The 26,427-nt window shown below is 64.4% G+C and carries 23 protein-coding genes; 9 read left to right on the forward strand and 14 right to left on the reverse strand.

The window, feature by feature from the left end; genetic code table 11:
- Positions 1 to 78: 78 nt before the first annotated feature.
- Positions 79 to 1,140: a lysine-2,3-aminomutase-like protein gene (locus tag AC1Q6Z_RS16505; RefSeq protein WP_492648583.1), complete on the reverse strand. Its 1,062-nt coding sequence runs from the start codon at positions 1,138 to 1,140 to the stop codon at positions 79 to 81.
- On the reverse strand, positions 1,137 to 2,201 hold the full coding sequence (gene epmA / locus AC1Q6Z_RS16510) for an EF-P lysine aminoacylase EpmA (protein WP_492648584.1): 1,065 nt from the start codon (positions 2,199 to 2,201) through the stop codon (positions 1,137 to 1,139). The genes AC1Q6Z_RS16505 and epmA overlap by 4 nt, the downstream gene beginning before the upstream one ends.
- A 151-nt stretch (positions 2,202 to 2,352) precedes the next feature.
- Here epmA and efp point away from each other — a divergent pair, with 151 nt between their 5' ends.
- Positions 2,353 to 2,922, forward strand: coding sequence for an elongation factor P (efp, locus tag AC1Q6Z_RS16515; RefSeq protein ID WP_256118339.1), 570 nt, complete (start codon positions 2,353 to 2,355; stop codon positions 2,920 to 2,922).
- A gap of 179 nt (positions 2,923 to 3,101) precedes the next feature.
- On the forward strand, positions 3,102 to 4,094 hold the full coding sequence (locus AC1Q6Z_RS16520; RefSeq protein ID WP_439626080.1) for an adenosine kinase: 993 nt from the start codon (positions 3,102 to 3,104) through the stop codon (positions 4,092 to 4,094).
- Here the strand turns inward: AC1Q6Z_RS16520 and AC1Q6Z_RS16525 are convergent.
- Positions 4,087 to 4,626: an SH3 domain-containing protein gene (locus tag AC1Q6Z_RS16525; protein ID WP_256118341.1), complete on the reverse strand. Its 540-nt coding sequence runs from the start codon at positions 4,624 to 4,626 to the stop codon at positions 4,087 to 4,089. The two genes, AC1Q6Z_RS16520 and AC1Q6Z_RS16525, sit on opposite strands and share 8 nt — an antisense overlap.
- Before the next feature lie 181 nt (positions 4,627 to 4,807).
- On the opposite strand from AC1Q6Z_RS16525, the gene AC1Q6Z_RS16530 reads away from it, so the two are divergent.
- Positions 4,808 to 5,812 (forward strand): 2-hydroxyacid dehydrogenase, encoded by a 1,005-nt coding sequence (locus tag AC1Q6Z_RS16530; RefSeq protein ID WP_256118342.1) that lies wholly within the window; start codon positions 4,808 to 4,810, stop codon positions 5,810 to 5,812.
- On the opposite strand, the gene moeB is transcribed toward AC1Q6Z_RS16530, so the two are convergent.
- Together moeB and recF are read right to left on the reverse strand one after the other, a co-directional pair.
- The gene (moeB, locus tag AC1Q6Z_RS16535) at positions 5,809 to 6,567 is read right to left on the reverse strand and encodes a molybdopterin-synthase adenylyltransferase MoeB (protein WP_492648585.1); all 759 of its coding nucleotides are present in this window, start codon (positions 6,565 to 6,567) and stop codon (positions 5,809 to 5,811) included. The genes AC1Q6Z_RS16530 and moeB overlap by 4 nt on opposite strands.
- Positions 6,564 to 7,688, reverse strand: a complete 1,125-nt coding sequence (gene recF / locus AC1Q6Z_RS16540; RefSeq protein ID WP_492648586.1) for a DNA replication/repair protein RecF — start codon at positions 7,686 to 7,688, stop codon at positions 6,564 to 6,566. Before recF ends, moeB begins: the two co-directional genes overlap by 4 nt.
- Before the next feature lie 200 nt (positions 7,689 to 7,888).
- On the opposite strand from recF, the gene AC1Q6Z_RS16545 reads away from it, so the two are divergent.
- Positions 7,889 to 8,608 (forward strand): HAD family hydrolase, encoded by a 720-nt coding sequence (locus AC1Q6Z_RS16545; protein ID WP_492648587.1) that lies wholly within the window; start codon positions 7,889 to 7,891, stop codon positions 8,606 to 8,608.
- Positions 8,609 to 8,615: 7 nt separating this feature from the next.
- Here the strand turns inward: AC1Q6Z_RS16545 and AC1Q6Z_RS16550 are convergent, their stop codons facing one another.
- Positions 8,616 to 9,227 carry a TetR/AcrR family transcriptional regulator gene (locus AC1Q6Z_RS16550; RefSeq protein WP_439614725.1) on the reverse strand — a complete coding sequence of 204 codons (612 nt, stop codon included), beginning with the start codon at positions 9,225 to 9,227 and terminating at the stop codon, positions 8,616 to 8,618.
- A 101-nt stretch (positions 9,228 to 9,328) separates the two neighbouring features.
- Between AC1Q6Z_RS16550 and AC1Q6Z_RS16555 the strand changes: the two genes are divergently transcribed.
- Positions 9,329 to 9,565 (forward strand): hypothetical protein, encoded by a 237-nt coding sequence (locus tag AC1Q6Z_RS16555; RefSeq protein ID WP_492648588.1) that lies wholly within the window; start codon positions 9,329 to 9,331, stop codon positions 9,563 to 9,565.
- A gap of 160 nt (positions 9,566 to 9,725) precedes the next feature.
- Here AC1Q6Z_RS16555 and dnaJ read toward each other — a convergent pair whose 3' ends face one another.
- Both dnaJ and dnaK read right to left on the reverse strand, forming a co-directional pair.
- On the reverse strand, positions 9,726 to 10,853 hold the full coding sequence (dnaJ, locus tag AC1Q6Z_RS16560) for a molecular chaperone DnaJ (protein WP_256121371.1): 1,128 nt from the start codon (positions 10,851 to 10,853) through the stop codon (positions 9,726 to 9,728).
- A 238-nt stretch (positions 10,854 to 11,091) separates the two neighbouring features.
- Positions 11,092 to 13,002, reverse strand: coding sequence for a molecular chaperone DnaK (dnaK, locus tag AC1Q6Z_RS16565; protein ID WP_492648589.1), 1,911 nt, complete (start codon positions 13,000 to 13,002; stop codon positions 11,092 to 11,094).
- Positions 13,003 to 13,378: 376 nt separating this feature from the next.
- Here dnaK and AC1Q6Z_RS16570 point away from each other — a divergent pair, with 376 nt between their 5' ends.
- Positions 13,379 to 13,747: a hypothetical protein gene (locus AC1Q6Z_RS16570; RefSeq protein ID WP_492648590.1), complete on the forward strand. Its 369-nt coding sequence runs from the start codon at positions 13,379 to 13,381 to the stop codon at positions 13,745 to 13,747.
- Positions 13,748 to 13,972: 225 nt separating this feature from the next.
- Positions 13,973 to 14,173, forward strand: coding sequence for a hypothetical protein (locus AC1Q6Z_RS16575; RefSeq protein ID WP_492648591.1), 201 nt, complete (start codon positions 13,973 to 13,975; stop codon positions 14,171 to 14,173).
- An 18-nt stretch (positions 14,174 to 14,191) separates the two neighbouring features.
- Here AC1Q6Z_RS16575 and AC1Q6Z_RS16580 read toward each other — a convergent pair whose 3' ends face one another.
- On the reverse strand, positions 14,192 to 16,426 hold the full coding sequence (locus AC1Q6Z_RS16580) for a transglycosylase domain-containing protein (RefSeq protein WP_492648592.1): 2,235 nt from the start codon (positions 16,424 to 16,426) through the stop codon (positions 14,192 to 14,194).
- Between the two features lie 200 nt (positions 16,427 to 16,626).
- Here AC1Q6Z_RS16580 and AC1Q6Z_RS16585 point away from each other — a divergent pair, with 200 nt between their 5' ends.
- Complete coding sequence (locus AC1Q6Z_RS16585; protein WP_256121368.1) at positions 16,627 to 17,235, forward strand: hypothetical protein; 609 nt, start codon at positions 16,627 to 16,629, stop codon at positions 17,233 to 17,235.
- 48 nt (positions 17,236 to 17,283) lie between these two features.
- Here AC1Q6Z_RS16585 and AC1Q6Z_RS16590 read toward each other — a convergent pair whose 3' ends face one another.
- From AC1Q6Z_RS16590 to AC1Q6Z_RS16605, 4 genes are all read right to left on the reverse strand, one after another.
- Positions 17,284 to 17,715, reverse strand: coding sequence for a BA14K family protein (locus AC1Q6Z_RS16590; RefSeq protein WP_435266906.1), 432 nt, complete (start codon positions 17,713 to 17,715; stop codon positions 17,284 to 17,286).
- A 100-nt stretch (positions 17,716 to 17,815) separates the two neighbouring features.
- Positions 17,816 to 18,763 (reverse strand): lysylphosphatidylglycerol synthase domain-containing protein, encoded by a 948-nt coding sequence (locus AC1Q6Z_RS16595; RefSeq protein ID WP_256121367.1) that lies wholly within the window; start codon positions 18,761 to 18,763, stop codon positions 17,816 to 17,818.
- A gap of 201 nt (positions 18,764 to 18,964) precedes the next feature.
- The gene (locus AC1Q6Z_RS16600; RefSeq protein ID WP_256121366.1) at positions 18,965 to 20,356 is read right to left on the reverse strand and encodes a dipeptidase; all 1,392 of its coding nucleotides are present in this window, start codon (positions 20,354 to 20,356) and stop codon (positions 18,965 to 18,967) included.
- An 80-nt stretch (positions 20,357 to 20,436) separates the two neighbouring features.
- Complete coding sequence (locus AC1Q6Z_RS16605; RefSeq protein WP_256121365.1) at positions 20,437 to 20,877, reverse strand: MarR family winged helix-turn-helix transcriptional regulator; 441 nt, start codon at positions 20,875 to 20,877, stop codon at positions 20,437 to 20,439.
- A gap of 379 nt (positions 20,878 to 21,256) precedes the next feature.
- Here AC1Q6Z_RS16605 and polA point away from each other — a divergent pair, with 379 nt between their 5' ends.
- Positions 21,257 to 24,244 carry a DNA polymerase I gene (polA, locus tag AC1Q6Z_RS16610; RefSeq protein ID WP_492648593.1) on the forward strand — a complete coding sequence of 996 codons (2,988 nt, stop codon included), beginning with the start codon at positions 21,257 to 21,259 and terminating at the stop codon, positions 24,242 to 24,244.
- Positions 24,245 to 24,416: 172 nt separating this feature from the next.
- On the opposite strand, the gene AC1Q6Z_RS16615 is transcribed toward polA, so the two are convergent.
- On the reverse strand, positions 24,417 to 26,225 hold the full coding sequence (locus AC1Q6Z_RS16615) for an ABC transporter ATP-binding protein (protein WP_492648594.1): 1,809 nt from the start codon (positions 26,223 to 26,225) through the stop codon (positions 24,417 to 24,419).
- Positions 26,226 to 26,427 lie beyond the last annotated feature (202 nt).

Below are 26,427 nucleotides of genomic sequence, written 5' to 3' on the forward strand. Positions count from 1 at the left end.
CCACTTGGATCCTCGGGTCAAGCCCGAGGATGACGTTGAGAGTGGAGAAACGTCCGCGCAAAAAGCTCTGCGCTGGCGCTACGCCCCGCCCTCTTCCGGCGGGTAGAGATGTGTCTCGCCGCGGAAATCGCGCACGCGAAAACAGCCGTCGTCCGCCTCTTCGACGGCGAGCGAATCTGCTCGGACCTTACCGTGGCCGCCCGGAATATCGAGGATGTAGGTCGGCTGGCAGAGGCCGGAGACGCGGCCGCGCAGGCTTTCGACCAGCGCCCTGCCCTCGGCGAGCGTCAGGCGGAAATGCGAGGTGCCCGGCGCCAGGTCGGGATGGTGCAGGTAATAGGGTTTGACGCGGTTTTCGACGAAGGTCCGCATCAGCTCCGCCAGCACCGCCACATCGTCGTTGACACCCTTCAACAGCACCGTCTGGCTGATCATCACCAGGCCGGCATCAACGATGCGGGCGATGGCGACGCGGGCGTCAGTGGTGAATTCGCGGGGATGGTTGGCGTGGAGCGCCACATAGGTCGTCTTGCCGGAGGCCTTCAACGCCGCGACGAGGGCGGCATCCACCCGCGCCGGATCGACCGCCGGAACCCGGGTATGGAAGCGCACGATCTTCACATGCGGGATTTTCGCAAGCCGCTCCATGATGGCCTGCAGGCGGCGCGGCGAGAGCACGAGCGGATCGCCGCCCGTCAGGATCACTTCCCAGATCTCCGGCCGTTCGGCGATATAGGCGATGGCCGCATCGAGCGCTGCCGGCGACAGCGTGCCGAGGCCTTCCGGCCCGACCATTTCGCGACGGAAGCAGAAGCGGCAATAGACCGGGCAGACATGCACGGCCTTCAGCAGCACGCGATCGGGATAGCGGTGCACGATGCCTTCGACGGGGCTATGCGCGAGATCGCCGATCGGGTCGGCGCGCTCCTCCGGCAGGGTCACGAGTTCGGCCGCATCGGGCACGAACTGCCGGGCGATCGGATCGAGCGTTTCGTCGCGATCGATCAGCGCGGCGAGCGACGGGGTGATGGCGACCGTATAGCGTTCGGCGACGGCACGCGCTTCGGCGCGCTTCTCCTCCGCAACAAGACCGGCCTTGAAAAATTCGGCGACCGTCGTCAGGCTTCGCGCTGGCGTCATGGCGCCGTCTCCGCGACGGGCGCCCAGATCACCCGGTCGATGCGCGAGGCCCCCGTCGCCAGCATCACCAGCCGGTCGAAGCCGAGCGCGATGCCGCTCGCGTCCGGCATGAGGGCAAGGGCGGCCAGAAAATCCTCGTCGAGCGGATAGGTCTCGCCGTAGACGCGGGCCTTCTCCGCCATTTCCAGCTCGAAGCGCCGGCGCTGTTCGGCGGCGTCCGTCAGCTCGCCGAAAGCGTTGGCGAGTTCCACGCCGCAAGCATAAAGCTCGAAGCGCTCGGCAACGCGGCGGTCATGCGGCGCGGGCCGGGCGAGAGCGGCTTCCGCGACCGGATATTCGCACAGGATGGTGGCGCGGCCGAAGCCGAGTTCGGGCTCCACCTTCTCCACCAGCACGCGGCTGAAGAGGTCGGCCCAGGTGTCGTCCTCCGCAACGCGCAGGCCGGCGGCCCGCATCGCCGTGGCGAGGCGCTCCCGGTCGGTCGACCCGTCCGGATCGATCGAGGCGAGCAGGTCGATGCCGGCATGACGCCGGAAAGCGTCGGCCACCGTCAGCCGTTCCGGTGCGAGCGCCGGATCGCAGGTGGCACCGCGATAAGTGAGTGCCGACGTGCCCGCCACCTCTGCGGCAAGCGCGAGAATCTCCGCGCAATCCGCCATCAGCACGTCATAGGCCTCGCCCGCCCGATACCATTCCAGCATGGTGAATTCCGGATGGTGCAGCGGCCCGCGCTCGCGGTTGCGATAGACATGGGCGAAGCAGGCGATGCGCTGCTCTCCCGCGGCCAGCAGCTTCTTGCAGGCGAATTCCGGCGAGGTGTGCAGGTAGAGCGGCGTCTTCGTGCCCGAATGGCCGATCGCGGCGGTCTCGAAGGCGTGCAGATGCGCCTCATTGCCGGGCGAGACCTGCAGCGTCGCCGTATCCACCTCGACGAAATCACGCGCGGCAAACCAAGCGCGTAGTGCCGCCTGGATGCGACCCCGCGCCATCAGGAACGGCCGGCGGTCGGCGTGCACGTCGGGCATCCACCAGGGCGAGGGTTTTTGGCTTGTGGCACTCATGTGACAGGTTTCTTCGGCCATGCCGGCGGACAGACTGGTCTTTTGCCGGAATATAGGATAGTTGCGGCCCCGAATACGCTTTTCAGCGCGCGGGGAAGACGTCTCAAGGCGGTCCTCTACGACGCGCTCCATCCAGTTACAAGGAAGACTTATGGTAAAGATCATCGCCTCTTCCGTCCGCAAGGGCAATGTCCTCGACGTCGACGGCAAGCTCTATGTCGTGCTGACGGCGCAGAACTTCCACCCGGGCAAGGGCACGCCGGTCACCCAGGTCGACATGCGCCGCATCTCCGATGGCGTGAAGGTCTCCGAGCGCTACCGCACGACCGAGCAGGTCGAACGCGCCTTCGTCGAAGACCGCGAGCACAACTTCCTCTACGAGGACGGCGACGGCTACCACTTCATGAACCCGGAGAGCTACGACCAGCTCACCATGTCCCACGAGGACATCGGCGACCTGAAGGCCTATCTCCAGGAAGGCATGACGGTCATCCTTTCGGTGCATGAAGGCGTGGCTATCGCCATCGACCTGCCGCGCCACGTCACGCTCGAGATCATGGAGACCGAACCGGTCGTCAAGGGACAGACGGCGTCCTCCTCCTACAAGCCGGCGATCCTGTCGAACGGCGTTCGCACGCTGGTGCCGCCGCACATTTCGGCCGGCACGCGCGTCGTCATCGCCACGGAAGACGGTTCCTACGTGGAACGCGCCAAGGACTGATCCGCCTTCGCGGACATCAAAGCCGCCCGCCGGAAACGGCCGGGCGGCTTTTTTCTTTCAACTTCCGCAAAATCCGTTAAGACCGACTCCCGGCTCTTACCATTTGTTTTGACGCATGCCGTTATCGCAAAACCGCTATACACTTTTGCGCGGCAAGCTTACGGAGACGGGAATCCCGAATGACCAAATTCGACGTGCTGACGGTCGGCAATGCCATCGTCGATATCATCGCGCGCTGCGATGAGAACTTCATCACGGACAACGGCATCATCAAGGGCGCGATGAACCTGATCGACACCGATCGGGCGGAACTGCTCTATTCCCGCATGGGCCCCGCGCTCGAAGCCTCCGGCGGCAGCGCCGGCAACACCGCCTCGGGCGTCGCAAGCTTCGGCGGACGGGCCGCCTATTTCGGCAAGGTCGCCGACGACCAGCTCGGCGAGATCTTCATCCACGACATCCGCGCCCAGGGCGTGCATTTCGAGACCAGGCCGCTCGGCGGCACCCCGCCCACCGCCCGCTCCATGATTTTCGTCACACCCGATGGCGAGCGCTCGATGAACACCTATCTCGGCGCCTGCGTGGAGCTCGGGCCGGAGGACGTGGAAGAGCATGTCGTCGCCGAGGCCAAGGTCACCTATTTCGAGGGGTATCTCTGGGATCCGCCGCGCGCCAAGGATGCGATCCGCGAATGCGCCCGCATTGCGCATGCCCATGGCCGCGAAGTGTCGATGACGCTGTCCGACAGCTTCTGCGTGCACCGTTATCGCGGCGAATTCCTGGATCTCATGCGCTCCGGCACCGTCGACATCGTCTTTGCGAACAAGGCGGAAGCGCTTGCGCTCTACGAGACGGAGGATTTCGAGGAAGCCTTGACGCGCATCGCGCAGGATTGCCGCCTGGCGGCGGTGACGATGAGCGAAGAAGGTTCGATCGTGCTGACCAAGGGCGAGCGCACCCGCGTTGAGGCGATCAGCATTCCGAGCGTGGTCGATACGACCGGCGCCGGCGATCTTTATGCCGCCGGCTTCCTCTACGGCTATACGGCCGGGCGTTCGCTTGCCGATTGCGGCAAGCTCGGCAGCCTTGCCGCCGGCCTCGTCATCCAGCAGGTCGGCCCACGGCCGCTCCTGTCGCTGGCGGATGAAGCCAAGAAGGCCGGCCTTATTTGAAGGCTTCGCCGGGATAGGCGCCCCAGATTTCGTTCTGCGAGACCCAGCCTGCCGTGCCGTCCACTTCGGCGCGGCACCAGTCGCCATTGCATTCGCCGACCTTGACGACGACGCCCGGCTGGATCTTGGCGACGAGCGAGCTGTTTGCCAGGGCCTCGCGGCGCATGTTGACGTAGATGTCCTCGCCCTTGCCGCGCATCCACGGTGCCGTCACGGCGGTGCGCTCGCCCGAAAGCAGCGCCTGGTTGACCCAGCCTTCCGTGCCGTCGGCATCGCGCACGCGGCGCCAGTTGTCGTATTCCTGGATGATTTCGACCGGCACGCCGGACTTGAGATAACGCCAGGCGACGGCATAATCGACGCTCGGGCCGACGCGGAGATTGACGCTCTTGGCCTTGAGGCTGACGAAGCGCGGCAGCGGCAGGCCGCTCGGGCCTTTTGCCGCCTGGGCATGGGCGAGCGAGAGGCCGGCGACCGACACGATGACGCCGGCAAGGGCAGCAAGGCTGAGACGGACGACGAGGTTACGCATGGAAAATCCGTTCGAAACTGTAGAGGGCATCAGGCTGCCTTGCCGGCGCGACGTGGCAAATCGCGGGGACCGCCAAGAGGGCGGATTGTCTTCGCGACCGGGTCTGGTAGAAAATGCCCCTGATGAAGCAATCCTTGCCCAACTTGGTTAAGGACCCGTCAACAGGACGCCGGAACATCCCATGACCCAGAAGAAAAAACCGAAGGTCTACATCACCCGCCGCCTGCCCGAGGTCGTGGAGACCCGGATGCGCGAACTGTTCGACGCGGAACTCAACATCGACGACACGCCGCGCACCCAGCCCGAGCTCGTCGCCGCCGTGAAATCGGCGGACGTCCTGGTGCCGACGCTGACCGATCGCATCGACGCGGCCCTCATCGAACAGGCGGGGCCGCAGCTCAAGCTGATCGCCTGCTTTTCCAACGGCGTCGACAATGTCGACGTCGAGGCTGCCGCCAAGCGCGGCATCACCGTGACCAACACGCCGAACGTCCTGACCGAGGACACGGCCGACATGACGATGGCGCTGATCCTCGCCGCCCCGCGCCGGCTTGCCGAAGGTGCGCGCATCCTGACGGATCGCAAGGGCGAATGGGCCGGCTGGTCGCCGACCTGGATGCTTGGCCGCCGCATCTGGGGAAAACGCCTCGGCATCGTCGGCATGGGCCGCATCGGCACCGCCGTCGCGCGCCGCGCCAAGGCCTTCGGCCTGTCCATTCACTACCACAACCGCCACCGCGTGCGCCCAGACACGGAAGACGCGCTGGAAGCGACCTATTGGGACAGCCTCGACCAGATGCTCGCCCGCGTCGACATCGTCTCGGTCAACTGCCCCTCGACGCCCGCAACCTTCCACCTGCTCTCCGCCCGCCGGCTGGAGCTGATGCAGCCGACGAGCTACATCGTCAACACCGCGCGCGGCGGCATCATCGACGAGACGGCGCTGATCAAATGCCTGCGCGAAGGAAAAATCGCCGGCGCCGGCCTCGACGTGTTCGAGAACGAACCCGCGGTCAACCCAAAGCTCCTGAAGCTCGCCACCGAGGGCAAGGTCGTGCTTTTACCGCATATGAGCTCGGCAACGCTCGAAGGCCGCATCGACATGGGCGAGAAGGTGGTGATCAACATCCGCACCTTCTTCGACGGCCACCGCCCGCCGGACCGCGTGCTGCCGGGGCGGGTTTAAGTCTTCCGGCGCTTGTATTTCAGCGTCTCGAAGCGCGCTGCCAGCCCGTCGTAGAGCATCAGGCGGCCGACCAGGGGCTCGCCAGCGCCGGTGACGAGCTTGATCACCTCCATCGCCATCAGCGTTCCGACGACGCCCGTAAGGGCGCCGACGATACCGGCCTCGGCGCAGGCGGGCACGACGCCCGGGGGTGGGGCTGAGGGGAAGAGGTCGCGATAGCCGGGGTTGAGCGTGCCGTCCGGGCCGGCTTCATAGGGTTTCAGCACAGTCAGCGAGCCATCGAAACGGCCGACGGCGCCAGTGACGAGGGGGATACGCGCCGCTTCAGCGGCGTCCGCCGCAGCGTAACGCGTGTCGAAATTGTCCGAACCGTCGACGAGCATGTCGTAACCGGCGAGCAACGAAGCGGCGTTGTCCGCGCTCAGCCGCTCCGCGATGCCGGAAAAGCGCACATGCGGGTTGAGGCGGGCGACGGCGGCTTCGGCGCTGGCGACCTTCGGCGTGCCGAGGCCGGCGGTGTCGTGGATCACCTGGCGGTGGAGATTGGAGAGCGCGACCGTGTCGTCATCCAAAACGCCGATATGGCCGATGCCGGCGGCGGCGAGGTACTGTATGACGGGCGCGCCAAGACCGCCGGCGCCGATGATCAGCACATTCGCCTGTTTCAGCTTCTGCTGACCCGCGCCGCCGATTTCGGCCAGCACGATATGGCGGCGGTAGCGGTCGATCTCTTCAGGGCTGAGCGGATCGGTCATGTCACGATGCCTCCGTTCGAGACGGTGAGAAACTGGGCGCGGTCGCCGAGCGCGTCGAACATCGCACGGTCGGTGCCGGTCATGAAGGCCTGGCCGCCGAGCGCATCGACCCGGTCGAAGAGGGCGGCGCGGCGGCCCTCGTCGAGATGGGCCGCGATTTCGTCGAGCAGCAGCACGGGCGCATGGCCGGTCATGCTGGCGACGAGGCCGGCATGGGCGAGAATGAGGCCGACGAGCAGCGCCTTCTGCTCGCCCGTCGAGCAGCGCTCGGCCTCCATGTCCTTCTCGCGGTGGCGGATCAAAAGATCGGCGCGGTGCGGGCCGTCCAGCGTGCGGCCGGCGGCGGCGTCGCGGTAGCGGCCATCCTGCAGCATGCCGAGATAGATCTCCTCGATCTCGTAGGCGGGGCGCTGCCATTCCCCGTCGAGGAAGCCGGAAAGCCGCATGGTGGCGGATGGAAATGGACCGTCGTCGCGCGCGGCTTCCACGAGGCCGGAGATGAGGCCGACAAGCTCGTGGCGGGCGTGCGCCATGGCGATGCCGAGTTCGGCCATCTGCCGTTCCAGCGCCGTCAGCCAGGCCGGATCCTGCCGCGGCTCGGAGAGCAGCCGGTTGCGGCCGCGCATGGCCTTTTCGAAATCCGCTGCGCGGCGGCCGTGTTCGGGATCGAGCGAAAGCACCAGCCGGTCGAGGAAGCGGCGGCGATCGGCGGAGGGGCCGGTGAAGAGGCCATCCATCGCGGGCGTCAGCCAGAGCACGCGCAGATGATCGAGCACTTCATCGACGGTGCGGGCCGGCGTGCCGTTCAGCCGGAGTTTTCGGGCCTGCCCGTCGTCGCCGCCTTCGGTGCCCGTTCCGATATCGACCTCGTCGAGCATGCCGTCGAGCGTTGCGAAGACGGAGAAGCCGCCCTCGGCCCCCGCGCGCGCGACATCGCCATAGGCGGCGCGGCGCAGGCCCCGGCCGGGCGAGAGGAAAGAGACGGCTTCCATGAGGTTGGTCTTGCCCGCACCGTTCTGGCCCGTCAGCACGACATGCCGGCCGTCGAGCGTCAGCGACAGGCCCGCATAGTTGCGGAAATCCGTGAGCTTGAGGCGGGAGAGGGAAACCTTGTGCGGCATGGGGTGAGAGCTAGAGCATTTTTTGCGCGAGTGGAATCACTTGGACCCGCATAAATGCGGCAACAACAGAAAGATCGTGCGCCGATTGTCGGCTCGCCCCCTAGATAGGGGTTTGCCGGACCGATGCAAAGGACCGCGCACACGATGGCGTGAGGGCGGTTGCCTGCGCGGGCGCAAGGGGGTAATCGGAAAGCCCGCCCATGCGTTGCATCCTCCCCTCCCAGCTCCCACAGGTTTTCGCCTTGTCCTCTTCCGCCCGTCCCGTCTTCGATCGCCCGTTTTCCGCCTTCCTGTTCGACATGGACGGCACGATCATCAACTCCATTCCGGCGACGGAGCGGGTCTGGACCCGGTGGGCGCTGAAACACGGCCTCGACGTCGCGACCTTCCTGCCGACCATGCATGGCGTGCGCGGCATCGACACGATCACCCGCCTCGGCCTGCCGGGCGTCGATCCCGTGGCCGAAGCCAAGGAGGTCGAGCGCGAGGAGATGGAGGATGTCGACGGCGTCATCCCGATCCCTGGCGCGATCGCCTTCCTGACCTCGTTGCCGGCGGGACGCTGGGGCATCGTCACCTCGGCACCGGTGGCGCTGGCCCGCCGCCGTCTTGCCGCCGCGGGCATCCCGCTGCCCGAGGTGATCGTAACGGCGGACGACGTGAAGAAAGGCAAGCCGGCGCCGGACGGCTACAAGCTGGGCGCTTCGCGCCTCGGCGTCGATCCGGCCGATTGCCTGGTCTTCGAGGATGTGCCCGCGGGCATTCTTGCCGGCGAGAGTGCCGGCGCCGGTGTCGTCGTCATCACCGCGACGCACCACCACCCGATCGAAACGAGCCACCCTTTGCTGAACAGCTATGAGGGCGTCGCGGTCAAACAGGACGGCGATGGCAAGCTGATGCTGGTCCGCATCGCGAACTGACGGCGGCTCAGGCCGCCGGTTTCGTCAGGATACCGCCAATCACCGTATCGACGACGGCCTCGACCTCGGCTTCGGAGACATCCAGCCGTTCGGTCAACAGCCGGCCCCAGGCGAAGCTCGACAGGATTTCCGTGACGAGTTCGGCGTTGACGTCCGGGCGAACCTCGCCGCGCTCCTGCGCCTTCTCGACGATCTTGCCGCTCTGGCAGCGGCGGTCAGCCATATAGGCCGAGAGGGCCGCAAGCGCTGCCGGCTCTTCCTGCGCCCTTGCCACCACGCAGCGGAAGACTTCGCCACTCGTGCCATCCCGCCAGGTCTTTAGAATGCCGGTGAGATAGGCGCGCAGGTCATCGCGGATATTGCCCCGGTCGGGGAAGATGAAATTGATCCGCTTGTGGCTGTGATAGACATCGAGCAGCAGGGCGGCCTGCGACGGCCACCAGCGATAGATCGTCGGCTTGCCGGCGCGCGCGCGCCGCGCCACCGCCTCGATGGAGAAGCCGGCGAGCCCGTTTTCCAGCAGCACCGCCTCCGCCGCCGCCAGGATCGCCTCCTGGCTTGCGGGATTGCGCGTGGCGCCGATCGAACGGCGGGCGGGCTTTAACTCTGCCTCGGTCATCTGGCTTTTCCTTTTTTCGTTCTTCTAGCACGGAAGGCACTTGAACGGAACGTATCGTTTCTATATAAACGAAACGTTCCGTTCTATAAAGGCTCCTCCCAATGACCACGCCCGCTCCTGCCCGCAAACTCTCGAAACTGCACTTCGCGCTCGCCATGCTGGTGCCCGTCTATCCGCTGATCACCACGATCCTCTACATCGTGCTGCCGCTCACCGAAGGCTGGACCATCTGGCAGCGCACGGCGGTGATCGCGCCGATGATGGTGTTCGCCATCGTCTTCTTTGTCTCGCCCTTCGTGCAGAAGCGGTTTTCGAACTTCATCCTGCGCGCCGCATGAAAAAAGCCGGGGTGTTTCCACCCCGGCTTTTGACAGGTTTCGCCCCCTCGCGCGTCATCCTCGGGCTTGACCCGAGGATCCATCGGCGGGGTGTGGCGTGGATGGTCGGGTCAAGCCCGACCATGACGGAGGAGAGGTCCGAAGTCTTCCGTGCAAGCTATCAGCCCTCGAAGAATTCCTTCATCCGCGCGAAGAAGCCCGCGGATTCCGGGTTGTTTTCCTTCGAGGAAATCTCCTCGAATTCCTTGAGCAGTTCGCGCTGGCGCTTGGTCAGCTTCTGCGGCGTCTCGATCTGGATCTGGATGTAGAGATCGCCGACCTGCGCGGAGCGCAGCACCGGCATGCCCTTGCCCTTCAGCCGAAACTGGCGGCCGGCCTGCGTGCCTTCCGGCACCGTCACGCGCGACTTGGTGGCATCGAGCGTCGCCACGTCGAAGGTGCCGCCGAGGGCGGCCGTCGTCATCGAGATCGGCACGGTGCAATAGAGGTCCGCGCCGTCGCGCTGGAAGAACTCGTGCGGCTTCACCGACAGGAAGATGTAGAGATCGCCCGCCGGTCCACCACGTACGCCCGCCTCACCTTCGCCGGACAGCCGGATACGCGTGCCGTCCTCGATACCGGCCGGAATGTTGACCGAGAGCGAACGCTCTTCCGTCACGCGGCCATGGCCGTGGCACTTAGTGCAGGGATCGCTGATCGTCTGGCCGCGGCCGTGGCAGGTCGGGCAGGTGCGCTCGATCGAGAAGAAGCCCTGTGCGGCGCGCACGCGGCCGGAACCCTGGCAGGTGGCGCAGGTCTTCGGGCTGGTGCCGGGTTTCGCGCCCGAGCCGGAACAGACGTCGCAGGTGATCGACGTCGGCACGCGGATCTGCGCGGTCTTGCCGGCATAGGCCTCTTCCAGCGAGATTTCCATGTTGTAGCGCAGATCGCCGCCGCGCTCGCGCCCACCAGAGGAGCGCCGCTGGCGCCCGCCGCCCATCATCTCGCCAAAGATGTCTTCGAAGATGTCGGAGAAGCCGCCGCCCTGGAAGCCGGCACCGCCGCCACCGCCCATGCCGCCCTGCTCGAAAGCAGCGTGGCCGTAGCGGTCGTAGGCCGCGCGCTTCTGCGGGTCCTTCAGCGTCTCATAGGCCTCGTTGACGTTCTTGAACGTCTGCTCGGCCGTGGCATCGCCCGGATTCTTGTCCGGGTGATACTTCATCGCCATCTTGCGGAAGGCGCTCTTCAGCTCCTTCTCGTCGGCGGTCTTGGAGACACCCAGCGTCTCGTAAAAATCAGCTTTTGCCATTCGGGTTCACGTCCGTTTCAGTGGAACGGTCTTCTTGTTATGGATGAACAAGCTTGCCTTCAGCCTGCGCTGGAAACCGGACACGCAAAAAGGCGGAAGCCGGAGCGAAGGAAAGACCAGGACATCGTCACCGCTTGCAACGGGAGTGATCATCTTGGCCTTGTTCCCTTCGCGCTGACTTCCGCCCTTTTGCTATCCGTTGCACCGGCCGCTTGTGGCGGCCGGTTTTTCAGGAGGCTCAGGCCGACTTCTTGCGGTCGTCCTCGTCCTTGACTTCTTCGTAGTCCGCATCGACGACATTGTCGCCGGCCTCACCGGAAGACGCGTTCTCTTCGGCCTGCTGGGCCTCGTAGATCGCCTGACCAAGCTTCATGGAGACTTCCATGAGCGTGTTGGTCTTCGCCTTGATGTCGTCGGCATCGGGTTCCGAGGCTTCGACGGCGGTCTTCAGCGAGGCGATGGCGTCCTCGATGGCCTTGCGGTCTTGCTCCGTGACCTTGTCGCCATATTCCTTGAGCGACTTTTCCGACGAATGGATCAGGCTTTCGGCCTGGTTCTTCGCCTCGACGCCCTCACGGCGCTTCTTGTCGGCCTCGGCATTGGCTTCGGCGTCCTTCACCATCTTCTCGATGTCGGCGTCGGAGAGGCCACCGGAGGCCTGGATGCGGATCTGGTGCTCCTTGCCGGTGCCCTTGTCCTTGGCCGAGACCTGCACGATGCCGTTGGCGTCGATGTCGAAGGTGACTTCGATCTGCGGCATGCCGCGCGGTGCCGGCGGAATGCCGACGAGGTCGAACTGGCCGAGCAGCTTGTTGTCCGCAGCCATTTCGCGCTCGCCCTGGCTGACGCGGATGGTCACGGCCGACTGGTTGTCTTCGGCGGTCGAGAAGGTCTGGCTCTTCTTCGTCGGGATCGTCGTGTTGCGCTCGATCAGACGGGTGAAGACGCCGCCCAGCGTTTCGATGCCGAGAGACAGCGGGGTCACGTCGAGGAGAAGGACGTCCTTGACGTCGCCCTGGAGAACGCCGGCCTGGATGGCGGCGCCCATGGCGACCACTTCATCCGGGTTGACGCCCTTGTGCGGCTCCTTGCCGAACAGCTGCTTGACGACTTCCTGCACCTTCGGCATGCGGCTCATGCCGCCGACGAGAACGACTTCGTCGATCTCGGCCGCCGTGACGCCGGCATCCTTGAGGGCTGCCTTGCAGGGCGCGACGGTGCGCTGGACGAGATCGTCGACCAGGCTTTCGAACTTGGCGCGCGACAGCTTCATCGTCAGGTGCTTCGGGCCGGAAGCATCCGCGGTGATGAACGGCAGGTTGATTTCGGTCTGCTGCGAGGAAGACAGCTCGATCTTGGCCTTTTCGGCGGCTTCCTTGAGGCGCTGAAGGGCGAGCTTGTCGTTCTTCAGGTCGATGCCCTGGTCCTTCTTGAACTCTGCTGCGAGATATTCGACGAGACGCATGTCGAAGTCTTCACCGCCGAGGAAGGTGTCGCCGTTGGTCGACTTCACTTCGAAGACGCCGTCGCCGATTTCGAGAACCGAGATGTCGAACGTGCCGCCGCCGAGGTCGTAGACGGCGATAGTCTTGCCGTCCTTCTTGTCGAGGCCGTAGGCAAGCGCGGCAGCCGTCGGCTCGTTGATGATGCGCAGGACTTCAAGACCCGCGATCTTGCCGGCATCCTTGGTTGCCTGGCGCTGCGCGTCGTTGAAGTAGGCGGGAACCGTGATGACGGCCTGCGTGACCTTTTCACCAAGGTAGGATTCGGCGGTTTCCTTCATCTTCTGAAGGATCATCGCGGAGATCTGCGAGGGGGAATAGCCCGTGCCATGGGCCTGGACCCAGGCGTCGCCATTGTCGCCCTTGACGATCTTGTAGGGGACGAGACCCTTGTCCTTCTCGACGAGCTTGTCGTCGTAGCGGCGGCCGATGAGGCGCTTCACTGCGAACAGGGTGTTTTCCGGGTTGGTGACGGCCTGGCGCTTTGCCGGCTGGCCGGTCAGGCGCTCGCCATCATCATTGAAGGCGACGATCGACGGGGTCGTGCGCGCGCCTTCGGCATTTTCGATCACTTTCGCGTCCTTGCCGTCCATGACGGAAACGCAGGAATTGGTCGTTCCGAGGTCGATACCGATTACTTTAGCCATGTCATTCTCTCCTTGAAGCGAACTGCCGGAACCCATTCAGGCATTCTTTTGGCAGCCCCTAATGGTATGGTCTTCTCGAAAGCTTGAGCCTGAGCCGAAGCCTTGCGGCGTATATAAGGAGCAGTCCAGACGACTGCAAGACATCGTGCGGCCGCAAAGCTCGCAAAATCAGCGCCATGAGAAGGGTGAACCGTCTGTAAGACGCAATGTGGTGAGGTTCCTTGCGGGCGTCAAGCCAAAGGGCGCGGTCGGCGGTCATCGGTGCGCGTATTCAAGCGTGTGCTGACCCGGCCTACAACATTGCCGGCGGCCTTGGCGGCCAGTGGTGCAGCAAGTCACAAGGTGGCTTTATATCTAAAGGGATTTATTGAAGGTCATGTCTGTTAAAACTCTTGCGATCGCGCCAGAATATCTCAGCATATATATAGCTGGTCGCACTGACGTCGACATCCCTATGCATATGGACCGCCAAGGAATCTTTGCATCTTCCCAGTGTATAAACGTTCCCGCCTATGACTGGAACCACGGCGATACGAATGTCACTTTCGGTCCATTCGACGAGCTAAACGAAACAGCCAAACCGACTTTTGATGGGGTTCTCGATACGGCTCAAAAACAGCTTATTGTTTTTGGCGCAACGGTATCCGAGTACTTCAAAACGACGGTGCCGTTAACGAAAACGCGTGTCCGTGTATGGCTCGATCACCCGGTCGAGCCTTCAAACGTCGTTATCGCCTGGGGTTGAGCAGAGGCGGCGCCATCTGTCTTGCCGTCAATTTGCTGGGGCCGGGCTTTTATCGAGGCGAGGTTTATGACCATGCAACATCTGTCGATCGCGCCAAAGTATGTCAGCTTCTACGCTGCGGGTCGCCGGAATATTCATATTCAAACGCATATGGACCGGAGAGGGTTCTGACTTCGCAGGACTGCATTCTCATTCCGGCAACCTACTGGAACGACGGATACGCATGTGACGTTCGGGCCGGCTTCCGAGATTGTTGAGGCAAAGCAGCCCGATTTCGATGGCATTCTGAACACGCCGAACAATGAGCTTATTCTGTTTGACGCGAATGAGCCTCAATACGCCATCGCGCACGTTCCATCCGTGAAAAAGCGTATCCGGATCTGGATGGATCATCCCGCTGAGCCCGAGAATGTCACCATCGCCTAGGGATAGTTCGGCTATGCACTAGCCGCCCAAAAGGACGTCGAGAAGGGTCGTTCGGCGCGTGCCGGTCTGCCGCTGCTCGCCGACATCCGCAGGCGGAATCAGCCCATCGTCTATGGGGACGGCGCCCGTCTGCTCGCTCGCGACAGCCGAACCGTTGTCGGCCGGGCGCTCGTCGGTGCCGAGCGTGCGGGAGATGATGTCGAAGAGCTGGTCGCCGCCTTCTTCGGGGACGGGCTGCGTGCCGTCCACCACCGGCTGATCGCCGCCGGCCGTGCCGAAGAGCGGTGACGGGCTGAGGCCCTCGTGGGCAGCGGTCATGAAGCTGCTCCAGGCTTTTGCGGGGAGCCCGCCGCCGGTCACCTTCTTCATCGACTTGCCGTCGTCATTGCCGAACCAGACGCCGGTCGTGAGATTGCTCGTGTAGCCGACGAAGAGCGCGTCGCGGAAGGACTGGGTCGTGCCGGACTTGCCGGCGGCCTGCCAGCCGGGAATGCGGGCGTTCTTGCCGGTGCCCTCGGTGATAACGCGCATCATCATGCCGTTCATCATGGAGACGATGTTGGGCTCCAGCACGCGGGGCGGGTTGTCGTAGGTGTTTTCGTAGAGCACCCGGCCGTCGGCGGTCGAAATGCGGCGGATGATGTGCGGGGTGGCCTTGTAGCCGCCGTTCATGAAGGGGGCGTAGGCGGCCGTCAGCTCGACGAGCGTCACTTCCGACGTGCCGAGCGCGATGGAGGCGTTCGATTGCAGCTCCGATTCGATGCCAAGCCGGCGGGCGAGTTTGATGACTTCGTCCGGACCGACCTCCATGACGAGTTGGGCCGCGATCGTGTTCAGCGAATTGGCGAGCGCGGAGGAGAGCGTGACCTCGCCGCGATATTTCTGGTCGTAGTTCTCCGGTGTCCATTTGCCGATCCGCACCGGTGCATCATTGCGCACCGAGAGCGGCGAGCGGCCGGCTTCGAGCGCTGCCGCATAGACGAAGGGCTTGAAGGCGGAGCCGGGCTGGCGCTTGGCCTTGGAGGCGCGGTCGAACTGGCTTTCGGCATAGTCGCGCCCGCCGACCAGCGCGCGGATCGCACCCGTGCCGTCGATCGAGACGAGGGCGGCCTGCGAGGCGGCGGATTTCGCGCCTTCCTTGTCGAGAAGCGTGGTGAGAGCCTCGTCGGCCTTCTTTTCGAGGTCGAGGTCGATCGTCGTGTCGATGACGAGGTCTTCGGTAATGTCGCCGATCATGCCGGGAAGCTGCGCCATGACCATGTCGGCGGCGTAATGCTGGGCACCCGACCAGTAGCTTTTTGCGCGTGCCGGCGTCTGCGACATCGCGGTCTTGATCTCGGTGTCGGTGACGAAACCTTCTTCGCGCATGGCGCCGAGCACGACCTGGGCGCGGGCTTCCGCCGCCTCCGGATCACGGGCCGGCGAGAGGCGCGAGGGCGCCTTGAGGAGGCCGGCGAGAAGGGCTGCCTCGCCGAGGTTCACATCGCGCGCCGACTTGTTGAAGTAGCGCCGCGAGGCGGCCTCGACGCCGTAGGAATTCGAGCCGAAGAACACGCGGTTGAGATACATCGCAAGGATCTGGTCCTTGGAATATTTGTGCTCCAGCCAGAAGGCGAGCAGCACTTCCTGCACCTTGCGCTCCAGCGTGCGCTCCGGCGAGAGGAACATGTTCTTCGCGAGCTGCTGCGTCAGCGTCGAGCCGCCCTGCACCATGCGGCCGGTGGTGACATTGGTGAACATCGCCCGGGCAAGGCCGAGCGGATCGATGCCGAAATGCGAATAGAAGCGCCGGTCCTCGATGGCGATGACGGCCTGGGGGATATAGGGCGACATGTTTTCGAGCGACAGCGCCTCGCCGCCGGTGAGGCCGCGATTGGCGATGGCGTCGCCGCTGACGGCGAGGATCTTGATGTTCGGCGGCCGGTCGGGGATGGACCAGCTCGTGGCGCTCGGCATGCGCGCGCCGTAATAGAGCACGAGGCCGCCAACGCCGATGGCGCCCCAGATGCCGAGCACGACGCACCAGTAGAACAGCCGGCGGAACAGGCCGAAGATGCCACCGCCCGAAGCTTGCCGGCGCCCGCGGGCGCCGCGCCGCGGCCGTTCGGCCTTCGGCGGCTTGCCCCGACCCTTGCGCCCGGCGCCACCCGCCACGCGATCCCCCGCGCCGACGTGAAAATCGTCGTCGTCGTTGCGGCCTCCCGACCCTTGAAAGGACGGTTCGATGCGCTGGGATTTGCGATTGGCTGCCATAAGCGGTCGGGTACACCCTCAAAAATATCGCCGTCGGGTGAACCTTAAATGCGGCGATTTAAGGGGTGGTTAAGAAATCGGAAACGGAAAGCGCCAATTTCTCAATCGTTTGCGCCTCGCACAGGGTGCAGCGCCGCCGGGGTTGTCATGCCGTCATCGGCGGTTACAACTAACGCCCGTCACAGAAGGTGGAGTGCCAGATGGCCGAATTCGCGGAAGCCTCGTCGACGGAAAGCCCCCGCAAGAAGCGCGAGGCCGTGCGCACATTCCTCGTCGCGGACCGGACCCCGATGTGGTTCACGACGCTTGCGCTGATGGTCGGCGGTATAGGCACCTATTATTTGGCCCCCCAGGTGAACGCCACCTTCGAGGAGCAGAAGATCAAGACCGATTTCGTGATCCGCAACTACAGCGACCTGCGCCAGAAGATGGAGGACTTCCAGGGCCTCTACGCGGTCGTCACGCAAAAGCAGGCGGCCGGGCTCGATATCCAGGACCAGGTGTTCAAGCTGCAGGAGATCGTCAGCCGCGTCAGCGCGCAGAACCTGTCGATGATGCCGATGTTCACCACGGCGGAAGGCCCGAAGGCGGCCGCCCAGGTGAATGCCGCCATGAACGGGATGATCGTCATGATCTTCGCCAATGCGGGCAAGACGATCGAGGCTGAGGCGGACGTCAAGGCCTATAACGAGGCGGTCGCCAAGGCGTCGCAGGCCCTCGTTCCGCCGCTGCTGCAACTCTATGTGAGCATCGGCGAGGTCGGCCGCCTTCGCCCTACCGCCGTGACGACGGACCTGCCGGAGAAGTAACAGCCGAAAAGACTTCGGGCGGCCCTTAGGACCGCCCGAGAAAAAGCCTCAATAGTAAGGCGAAAGGCACTGGCGGCGGCCGCCATAGTTCGGCTGGTACGTGTTGTCGTAGTCACGGTACGAGCGGTAGCGCGCATAGCACCATTCGGTGTGGCGCGGGTTGATGCCTTCGTAGCGCGGCTGGGAATAGCCGTCATTGGCGATCGCGCCACCGATGATCGCGCCGGCGCCGAAGGCAGCCAGCGGATACCACCAGCCATCCGAGTGACGGCGATAGCCGCGGCGCTCGTAACGATAGCCGCGATGGCCGCCGTACCAGCCACGACGTTCGCGGCGATATTGAACCTGTTCGACGTCGGATGCCTGCGACGCGCCGACCTTCGGCATCGGCATGGCGAAGGCCGGCGCCGTTACGAAGGTCGTGGCAAACATGGCGACGGCCATGGCAGCGGCAATGCCGCCCTTGATCGTTGTCTTCATGTCGGTCTCCCTTGGATAGTCACTGTTGTACAGTGATCAAGACGGATGACAGCATGAAACAATTCGACTGAATACGAGATGAACCGAAACTCTCCGCCGCTTAATCGTCGCCATTGCTCGGGCGGGCAAGAAAACGCTGCCGTTCGAAGATGAGCACGACCACCAGCGCCATGATGAACGGGATGATCAGGTAGAACAGCCGGAAGACCGCAAGGGCCGCCAGCACCGTTGCCGGGTCCATGTCCGGCAGGCCGGCGATGAAGACCAGTTCGAGCACGCCGATACCGCCCGGCGCATGCGACAGCAGCGCCACGGAGAAGGAGGCAAGGAAGATCCCGAGCACGACGAAGAAGCCCGGATTTCCCTCCGCCGGCAGCACGAAATAGATGATCGCCGCCGCCCCGATGAGCTCGATCGGCGCGATGAAGAGCTGGCGGAACACCAGCGAGGGCTTGGGATATTCCAGCCGCAGCCAGCGCGTATGGACCGGCCGGAAACCGACGAGGCTTCCCACCACATAGAGCGCCACCAGTGCCAGGATCAGCCAGCCGGTCGACAGCGCCGCCTCGATCGGCAGGAAGGCGGCGAAGCGCTCGATGATCGCTGGTTCCAGCACCAGCACCAGCCCGAACAGCATGAAGGTGCCGAGCGCGAAGGTGAAGGAGCAGAAGGCGACGAGGACGCCCACCTCCGACCCGGTCAGGCCCTTCGACGTATAGGCGCGGTAGCGCACCAGCGCGCCGGAAAACACCGAGGCGCCGATCGTGTGCGACAGGGCATAGGTGGTGAACGAGGTGATGGTGATGAACCACAGCGAGATGCGGTGGCCGAGATGTTCCAGCGCCAGGTGGTCGTAAGCGGCAAGCGCCGCATAGGCGACGAGCGTCGCGACGCTCGCGAGGATCCAGCCGGAAACCGGAATGGCGTGAACGCTCGCCATGAACTCCGCAAGCGACAGGCCGCGCAGGTCCTTGTAGAGGATGTAGATCGACAGGATGATCGCGGCGGTGCTGACGAGCGGCCAGAAGAATTTTTTCAGCCGCTTCATCCTGCCCTATCCCCTGCCCCCGGCGCCCCATCGCCTGAGCAGCAAGGCTCTCTCGCAATCCATCCGTCTACCGCCATTCCGTTCCTTCCCCATTGTGTGGACCTGTCATCGCCTGTCCGCGATGCGGTCCTTGTTTAACCAGTTGACCAGCATATCCGTTCCGTCCGGTTAACGCCGGTCAACCGTGCCATCACATCTTGGTCAGCGCGCCGCGAGCGCCGAGAGGATGCGCACCCAGGAGCGGATGCCCTTCTCGAAGGAGCGCAGCTCGTATTTCTCGTTCGGCGAATGGATGCGGTCGTCCGACAGCGCAAAGCCGACGAGCAAGGATTCCATGCCGAGCATTTTTTGGAAATCGCCAACGATCGGGATGGAGCCGCCCATGCCGATGACGACGGCGGGTTTCGGCCATTCGTCGGAAAGCGCGTTCTTCGCCTTGCCGAGCAGCGCGGAATCGTAAGGAAGCTGGATCGCCGGCGAGCCGCCATGGGCATGGAACGCCACCGAGCAGTCGGCCGGGATTTTTGCCCGCACATAGGCGCGGAAAGCGTCGCGGATCTTTGCCGGATCCTGCTTCCCGACCAGGCGGAAGGAGACCTTCGCCGAGGCTTCCGCTGCGATGACCGTTTTGAAACCTTCGCCGGTGTAGCCGCCGGTGATACCGTTCACTTCGGCGGTCGGGCGCGCCCAGGTGAGTTCCAGCACCGAGCGGCCCTTTTCGCCGGACGGGATAGACAGGCCGATCTCGCCCAAAAAACTTTCCGACGAACTGCCGAGCTTTTCCCAGGCCGCCTTGATCTGCGTCGGGGTCTCCTCGACGCCGTCGTAAAAACCGTCGAGCGTCACGCGGCCGGTCTCGTCGTGCAGGCCGGCGAGGATGTTCGAAAGGATATGGATGGGGTTTGCGGCGGCACCGCCGAAATAGCCGGAATGCAGGTCGCGATCGGCTGCCTTGACCACCACTTCCTCGCCGACGAGGCCGCGCAGGCCCGCGGAAATCGCCGGCGTATCGGCGTCCCACATGCTGGTATCGCAGACGAGGGCGAAATCCGCCTTGAGCTCCGCCGCATTGGCTTCGAGGAAGGGTTTCAGCGAGGGCGAACCGGATTCCTCCTCGCCTTCGAAGAGGATGGTGACGCGGCAGGGCAGCGCGCCCGCCGTTTCCTTGTAGGCGCGGCAGGCTTCCACGAAGGTCAGGAGCTGGCCCTTGTCGTCGGAGGTGCCGCGGCCGGTGATGATGCGGCGCCCGCCGCCGGCATCACGCACGGCGGGCTCGAAGGGATCGTGGTCCCACAGGTTCAGCGGATCGACCGGCTGGACGTCGTAGTGACCATAGAACAGCACATGCGGCGCATCGGGCTTCGCGCCGTCATGATGGGCGACGACCATCGGGTGGCCGGGCGTGTCGCGCACCGTCGCGTCGAAGCCGAGCGTGCGCAGCTCCGTCACCAGCCATTCGGCCGCCCGGCGGCACTCCGCCTTGTAGGCCGGATCGGTGGAGATGGACTTGATGCGCACGAGTTCGAACATGCGTTCGAGGCTCGCCGGAATGCCGGCGCTGGCGTGGTCGAGGACGGGCAGAATATTGGTCATGGTCGAATCCTTGCGAAACTCGGCGCGACATTAGACCGATCGCGTCGGGGAGGGCAAATCGTATGACGATTCTGGTGTTCTCAGATCCGCGGTTCGCGGCCGAGATTGGCCAGCACCATGCGCATATATTCCAGCAGCAGCTCCCGCTCGAAGCGGCGGAAGCCGTGGAAGAGCGCGTCTTCCGTGGCGCTTGCCGCCTCCATCGCCGTCTCGCGCAGCGCCTTGCCGCGCTCGGTCAGGAAGACCAGTTGCGCGCGCCTGTCCTTGGGATGGCGGCGGCGCGAAATGAGGCCGTCGCGCTGCATGCGGGCGAGCGTGTTGGCCATCGTCGCCTGTTCGATGTCGAGGCGGTCGAGAAGTTCGCGCTGAGTGAGGCCGTCGCCGTTCCAAAGCTCCAGCAGGACCGGGAACTGGCCGGGCGCAAAGCCGGCCCCGTCCGCCCGCGCCTGAAGGGTGCGGGACGCCGCCTTCGCCAGGAGATTGGCGAGATATGCTGCCGACTCCGTCCGGTCAAAGTCCATGACCGGAAGCTATGCCGGTTTTCAACGGAAGACAATCAAGGATCACGGGCAAGACAATTGCCTGAAACCGAGAAGCCGCCGACGACAGGAGGCTTGTCGCGGCGGCTTCTTCGAATGATGGACAAAGGCCCGGAGAGGGGGATAAGGCCTTTGTCCTTTGTCTGGCGCGGCGGGGGACAGGCCGGTTGCCAGACAACGGCTTGATCAGGTGCCGTTGGATAATATTTGTGGGTCCGAATGTGGCTTTTCAAGGGTTTCAGAGGGCGGTGAAAATTACAAATTGGTAACGTTCGCGTGACCCTTTCCAGAGCCCTGAAACGGCCTTGAAACCGCAATGAGAGATAGACGCGGAAAGCCGCCCGCGCTATCCATTCACCCCATGAAAAAAGGTGATCATCTCTTCCTCGTCGACGGCTCCGGCTTCATCTTCCGCGCCTTCCACGCCATCCCGCCGCTCAACCGCAAATCGGACGGGCTGCCGGTCAATGCCGTCTCCGGTTTCTGCAACATGCTGTGGAAGCTGCTCAAGGATGCGCGCAACACCGACGTGGGCGTGACGCCGACCCATTTCGCGGTCATCTTCGACTATTCCTCGAAGACCTTCCGCAACGAGCTCTACGATCTTTACAAGGCGAACCGCACCGCACCGCCGGAAGACCTGATCCCGCAGTTCGGCCTGATCCGCCATGCGACCCGCGCCTTCAACCTGCCCTGCATCGAGAAGGAAGGCTATGAGGCGGACGACCTGATCGCCACCTATGCCCGCCTTGCCGAAGCCGACGGCGCCGACGTCACCATCGTCTCCTCCGACAAGGACCTCATGCAGCTCGTGACGGCCAATGTCTCGATGTATGACAGCATGAAGGACAAGCAAATCTCCATTCCCGAAGTCATCGAGAAATGGGGCGTGCCGCCGGAGAAGATGATCGACCTCCAGTCGCTGACGGGGGACAGCACCGACAACGTGCCGGGCGTTCCCGGCATCGGCCCGAAGACGGCAGCGCAGCTTCTCGAAGAATATGGCGACCTCGATACGCTGCTCGCCCGCGCCGAAGAGATCAAGCAGGTCAAGCGCCGTGAGAACATCGTGGCGAACCGCGAGCTCGTGCTGCTTTCGCGCCAGCTCGTGAGGCTCAAAAACGATACGCCGCTCGACACGGTGCTGGACGAGCTGGTGCTGCATCCGCAGGACGGGCCGAAGCTGATCGCCTTCCTCAAGGCCATGGAATTCACCACGCTGACGCGGCGCGTCGCCGAAGCCTGCGATTGCGATGCCGGCGCCATCGAGGCGGCGGACGTGCCCGTCGAATGGGGCGCGGAAGCGCGCGGCCCGGACCTCGACAAGGGCGAGGTGGCCGGTCCCGCGCTCGTGCTCGACGGCGGCGAGACGGCGGCGGAGGCGGCCTCCACGCTGCTGCCCACGGCCAGCCCCGGCGACGCCACGCCGGCCGCACTGGCGAGAGCCCGGGCGGAGCGCTTCTCCGCCGCGCCGATCGACCATTCCACCTATGAGACGGTGCGCGACCTGGACGCGCTCGACCGCTGGATTGCGGACGCCCGCGAGACCGGCCTCGTCGGCTTCGACACGGAGACGACCTCGCTCGATCCCATGCAGGCGGAGCTTTGCGGCTTCTCACTGGCGATCGCGAGCAATGCCAAGGACCCGACGGGCACCACCATCCGCGCCTGCTACGTGCCGCTCAACCACAAGACCGGTGTCGGCGACCTTCTCGGCGGCGGGCTTGCCGAGGGGCAGATCCCGATCCGCACCGCGCTGGAAAGGCTGAAAAGCCTGCTGGAGGACCCTTCGGTCTTGAAGGTCGCGCAGAACCTCAAATACGACTACCTCGTCATGCGCCGCCACGGCATCACCGTGCTGGGTTTCGACGATACGATGTTGATGTCCTATGCGCTCGATGCGGGCGCCGGCACGCATGGCATGGACACCCTGTCCGAGCGCTGGCTCGGCCACAAGCCGATCTCCTACAAGGATGTCGCCGGCTCCGGCAAGGGTGCCCAGACCTTCGACATGGTCGACATCTCCCGTGCCACGGCCTATGCGGCGGAAGATGCCGACGTGACGCTGCGGCTCTGGCATGTGCTGAAGCCGCGCCTTGCCGCCAACCGCATGACCACCGTCTATGAGCGGCTGGAGCGCCCGCTGGTGCCGGTGCTCGCGCGCATGGAAGAGCGCGGCATCACCATCGACCGGCAGGTGCTGTCGCGCCTTTCCGGCGAACTGGCGCAGGGTGCTGCCGGCCTGGAAGAGGAAATCTACGAGCTTGCCGGCGAGCGCTTCAACATCGGCTCGCCAAAGCAGCTCGGCGACATCCTGTTCGGCAAGATGGGCCTGCCCGGCGCCTCGAAGACCAAGACTGGCCAATGGTCGACCTCCGCGCAGGTGCTGGAGGACCTCGCCGCGCAGGGCCTGCCGCTGCCCCGGAAAATCGTCGACTGGCGCCAGCTCACAAAGCTGAAATCCACCTATACCGACGCGCTGCCGGGCTTCGTGCATCCGGAGACGAAGCGTGTGCACACATCTTACGCGCTCGCTGCGACGACAACCGGCCGCCTCTCCTCCTCCGACCCGAACCTGCAGAACATTCCGGTGCGCACGGCGGAGGGCCGCAAGATCCGCACGGCCTTCATCTCGACGCCCGGCAACAAGCTGGTCTCGGCCGACTACAGCCAGATCGAGCTGCGCGTGCTTGCCCATGTCGCCGACATTCCGCAGCTGAAACAGGCCTTTGCCGACGGCGTCGACATTCACGCCATGACGGCATCCGAAATGTTCGGCGTGCCGGTGGAAGGCATGCCGTCGGAAGTGCGCCGCCGCGCCAAGGCGATCAATTTCGGCATCATCTACGGCATTTCGGCCTTCGGCCTCGCCAACCAGCTCTCCATCGAGCGTTCGGAAGCGGGCGACTACATCAAGAAATATTTCGAGCGCTTTCCGGGCATCAAGGACTACATGGATTCTACCAAGGCTTTTGCCCGCGAGAACGGCTATGTCGAAACCATCTTCGGCCGCCGCGCGCATTATCCGGAAATCAAGTCGTCCAACCCGTCGGTGCGCGCCTTCAACGAACGCGCCTCGATCAACGCGCCCATACAGGGTTCCGCCGCCGACATCATCCGCCGCGCCATGATCAAGATCGAACCGGCGCTGGAAGAAGCCGGCCTCTCCGCCCGCATGCTGCTGCAGGTGCATGACGAACTGATCTTCGAGGTCGAGGACGGCGAAGTCGAGAAGGCGATCCCGCTCATCGTCGACATCATGGAGAATGCATCCATGCCGGCGCTCTCGATGAAGGTGCCGCTGAAGGTGGATGCACGGGCCGCGCACAATTGGGACGAGGCGCACTGAGGGGAAGGTAGCCCCTAATCCCGCGGCCGCGACCTTCTCCCCGCAAGCGGGGCGAAGGGGTATGAGGCGAAGCCTTTATTCCAACATCGACGGTTCCTGCCTAGGAATACCGGTGCCACACCTCCTTCGCCCCGCTTGCGGGGAGAAGGTGCCGGCAGGCGGATGAGGGCCGTTATGCGGTCTCGTTCATCTCCGCATGCCCCGTCTGGATATTCCACAGCGTGCGGTAAAGCCCGGGACACTCCACCAGCCTGTCATGCGACCCGGACTGGATGATCCGCCCCGCCTCCATCACATGGATCGCATCGGCATGCACCACCGTGCTGAGCCGGTGCGCGACGAGGATCACGGTACGCTTGCCCTTCATTTTCGCCAGCGAGCGCTGGATCGCGGCTTCCGTCTCGTTGTCCACCGCGCTCGTCGCCTCGTCGAGGATGAGGATCGCGGGGTCGATCAGCAGTGCACGGGCAAGCGCGATGCGCTGGCGCTGGCCGCCCGAAAGCTTCTGGCCATATTCGCCGATCTGGCTTTCGTAACCATCCGGCAACTCGCGGATGAAGCCATCGGCCTCCGCCATGCGGGCGGCCGCCTCGACCTCGTCGCGGCTGGCACCCGGCCGGCCATAGGCGATGTTGTCGGCGATCGAGCCGGAGAACAGCGTCACCTCCTGCGGCACCCAGGCCATGCTTTTCCTCAGACATTCTCCCGACCAGTCGGCGAGCGGCACGTTGTCGAGCAGGATACGGCCCTTCTGTGGACGGATGAACAGGCCGAGCAGCTTGATCAATGTGGACTTGCCACTGCCGGTCGGCCCGACCAGCGCCACCGTCTCGCCGGCGCGGATGGCGAGGTTGATGTCGGTCACACCGCCGGGGCTTGTCGCGTAGCGGAAGCCGACATGGTCGATCTCGAAGCGGCCGGAGACCTTGGCCTCGTGCGTGCCGTGCGGTTCGCCGCGCGGCTCGTCGAGCAGGCGCAGGATGCGGCGCGTCGAGGCCATGGCGCGCTCGTAGAGGTCGGCGATCTCGGCAAGGCCCGTCATCGGCCAGAGCAGGCGCTGCGTCAGGAAGACGAGCAGGCCGTAGGCGCCGACCTGCATCTGGCCGGTCAGCGTCAGCCAGCCGCCGATCAGGAAGGTGGCGAGGAAGCCCGACAGGATCGCCATGCGGATGATCGGGATGAAGGCGGAGGACACACGGATCGCCGCCCGGTTCGCCTCGACGTAACCGAGGCTTTCCTTGGTCAGCGCCGCCGTCTCGCGCGCCTCGGCTCCAAAGGCGCGGATGGTTTGGAGGCCTTGCAGGTTGGTGGTGAGCCGCGCGCCCAGACCGCCGGCCCGCGCCCGCACCGCATCGTAGCGGGCCTGCGCGCGGCGCTGGAACCAGAAGGCGCCGGCAATGATCGCGGGCACCGGGGTAAAGGCGATGACCGCGATCAACGGGCTGACGATGAAGAACACCACGCCGACGAGGATGACGGCGGCAAAGGTCTGGATCAACTCGTTGGCGCCGCGATCCAGGAATCGTTCGAGCTGGTTGATGTCGTCGTTCAGCACCGCGACGAGATCGCCGGAGCGGTTTTCCTCGTAAAAGCTCGTCGGCAAGTGCTGGGCGTGGTCATAACAGAGGATGCGCAGCCTATGCTGCACGTCCTGCGCCAGCCCCCGCCAGAGGATCTGGTAGAAATATTCGAAGAGGGATTCGCCAAACCAGATGAGGAAGGTCGCGATGCCGAGCAGGGTCAACTGCTGCACCGGATCGGTGATGCCGACCTGCGCCACGAAGGAATCCTTGCCGCGCACCACGACGTCGAGCGCAATGCCGATCAGGATTTCCGGCATGACGTCGAAGATCTTGTTGATGATCGACGAGGCGACCGCCCGCACCACGCGGCCCTTCTCTTCGCGCACGAGAGAAAACAGCACGCGCAGCGGATGGCGGGTGCCGGCGGAACGGGAGGCGGATTGTTCGGACGCAGTCATGAAACGGGACCTGTTGTCGGACCGGGAGAGGCCAGCGGGCGGTGCCTTCGCCTCTAGCCGGGTGGACCAGCGCTTGCAATCTCTTAATCCTGTTCGCCAAAGAAGCGCTGCCTTAACGCTGCCTTAAGATCGTCGGAGTCTTGATCGGCGCGAATGGGCGCAACGCCCTATCGCGGGACGAACCGGTGCGACAGCCGGCACG

Source organism: Shinella sp. GW835-FHT14H05 (genome assembly GCF_058793575.1).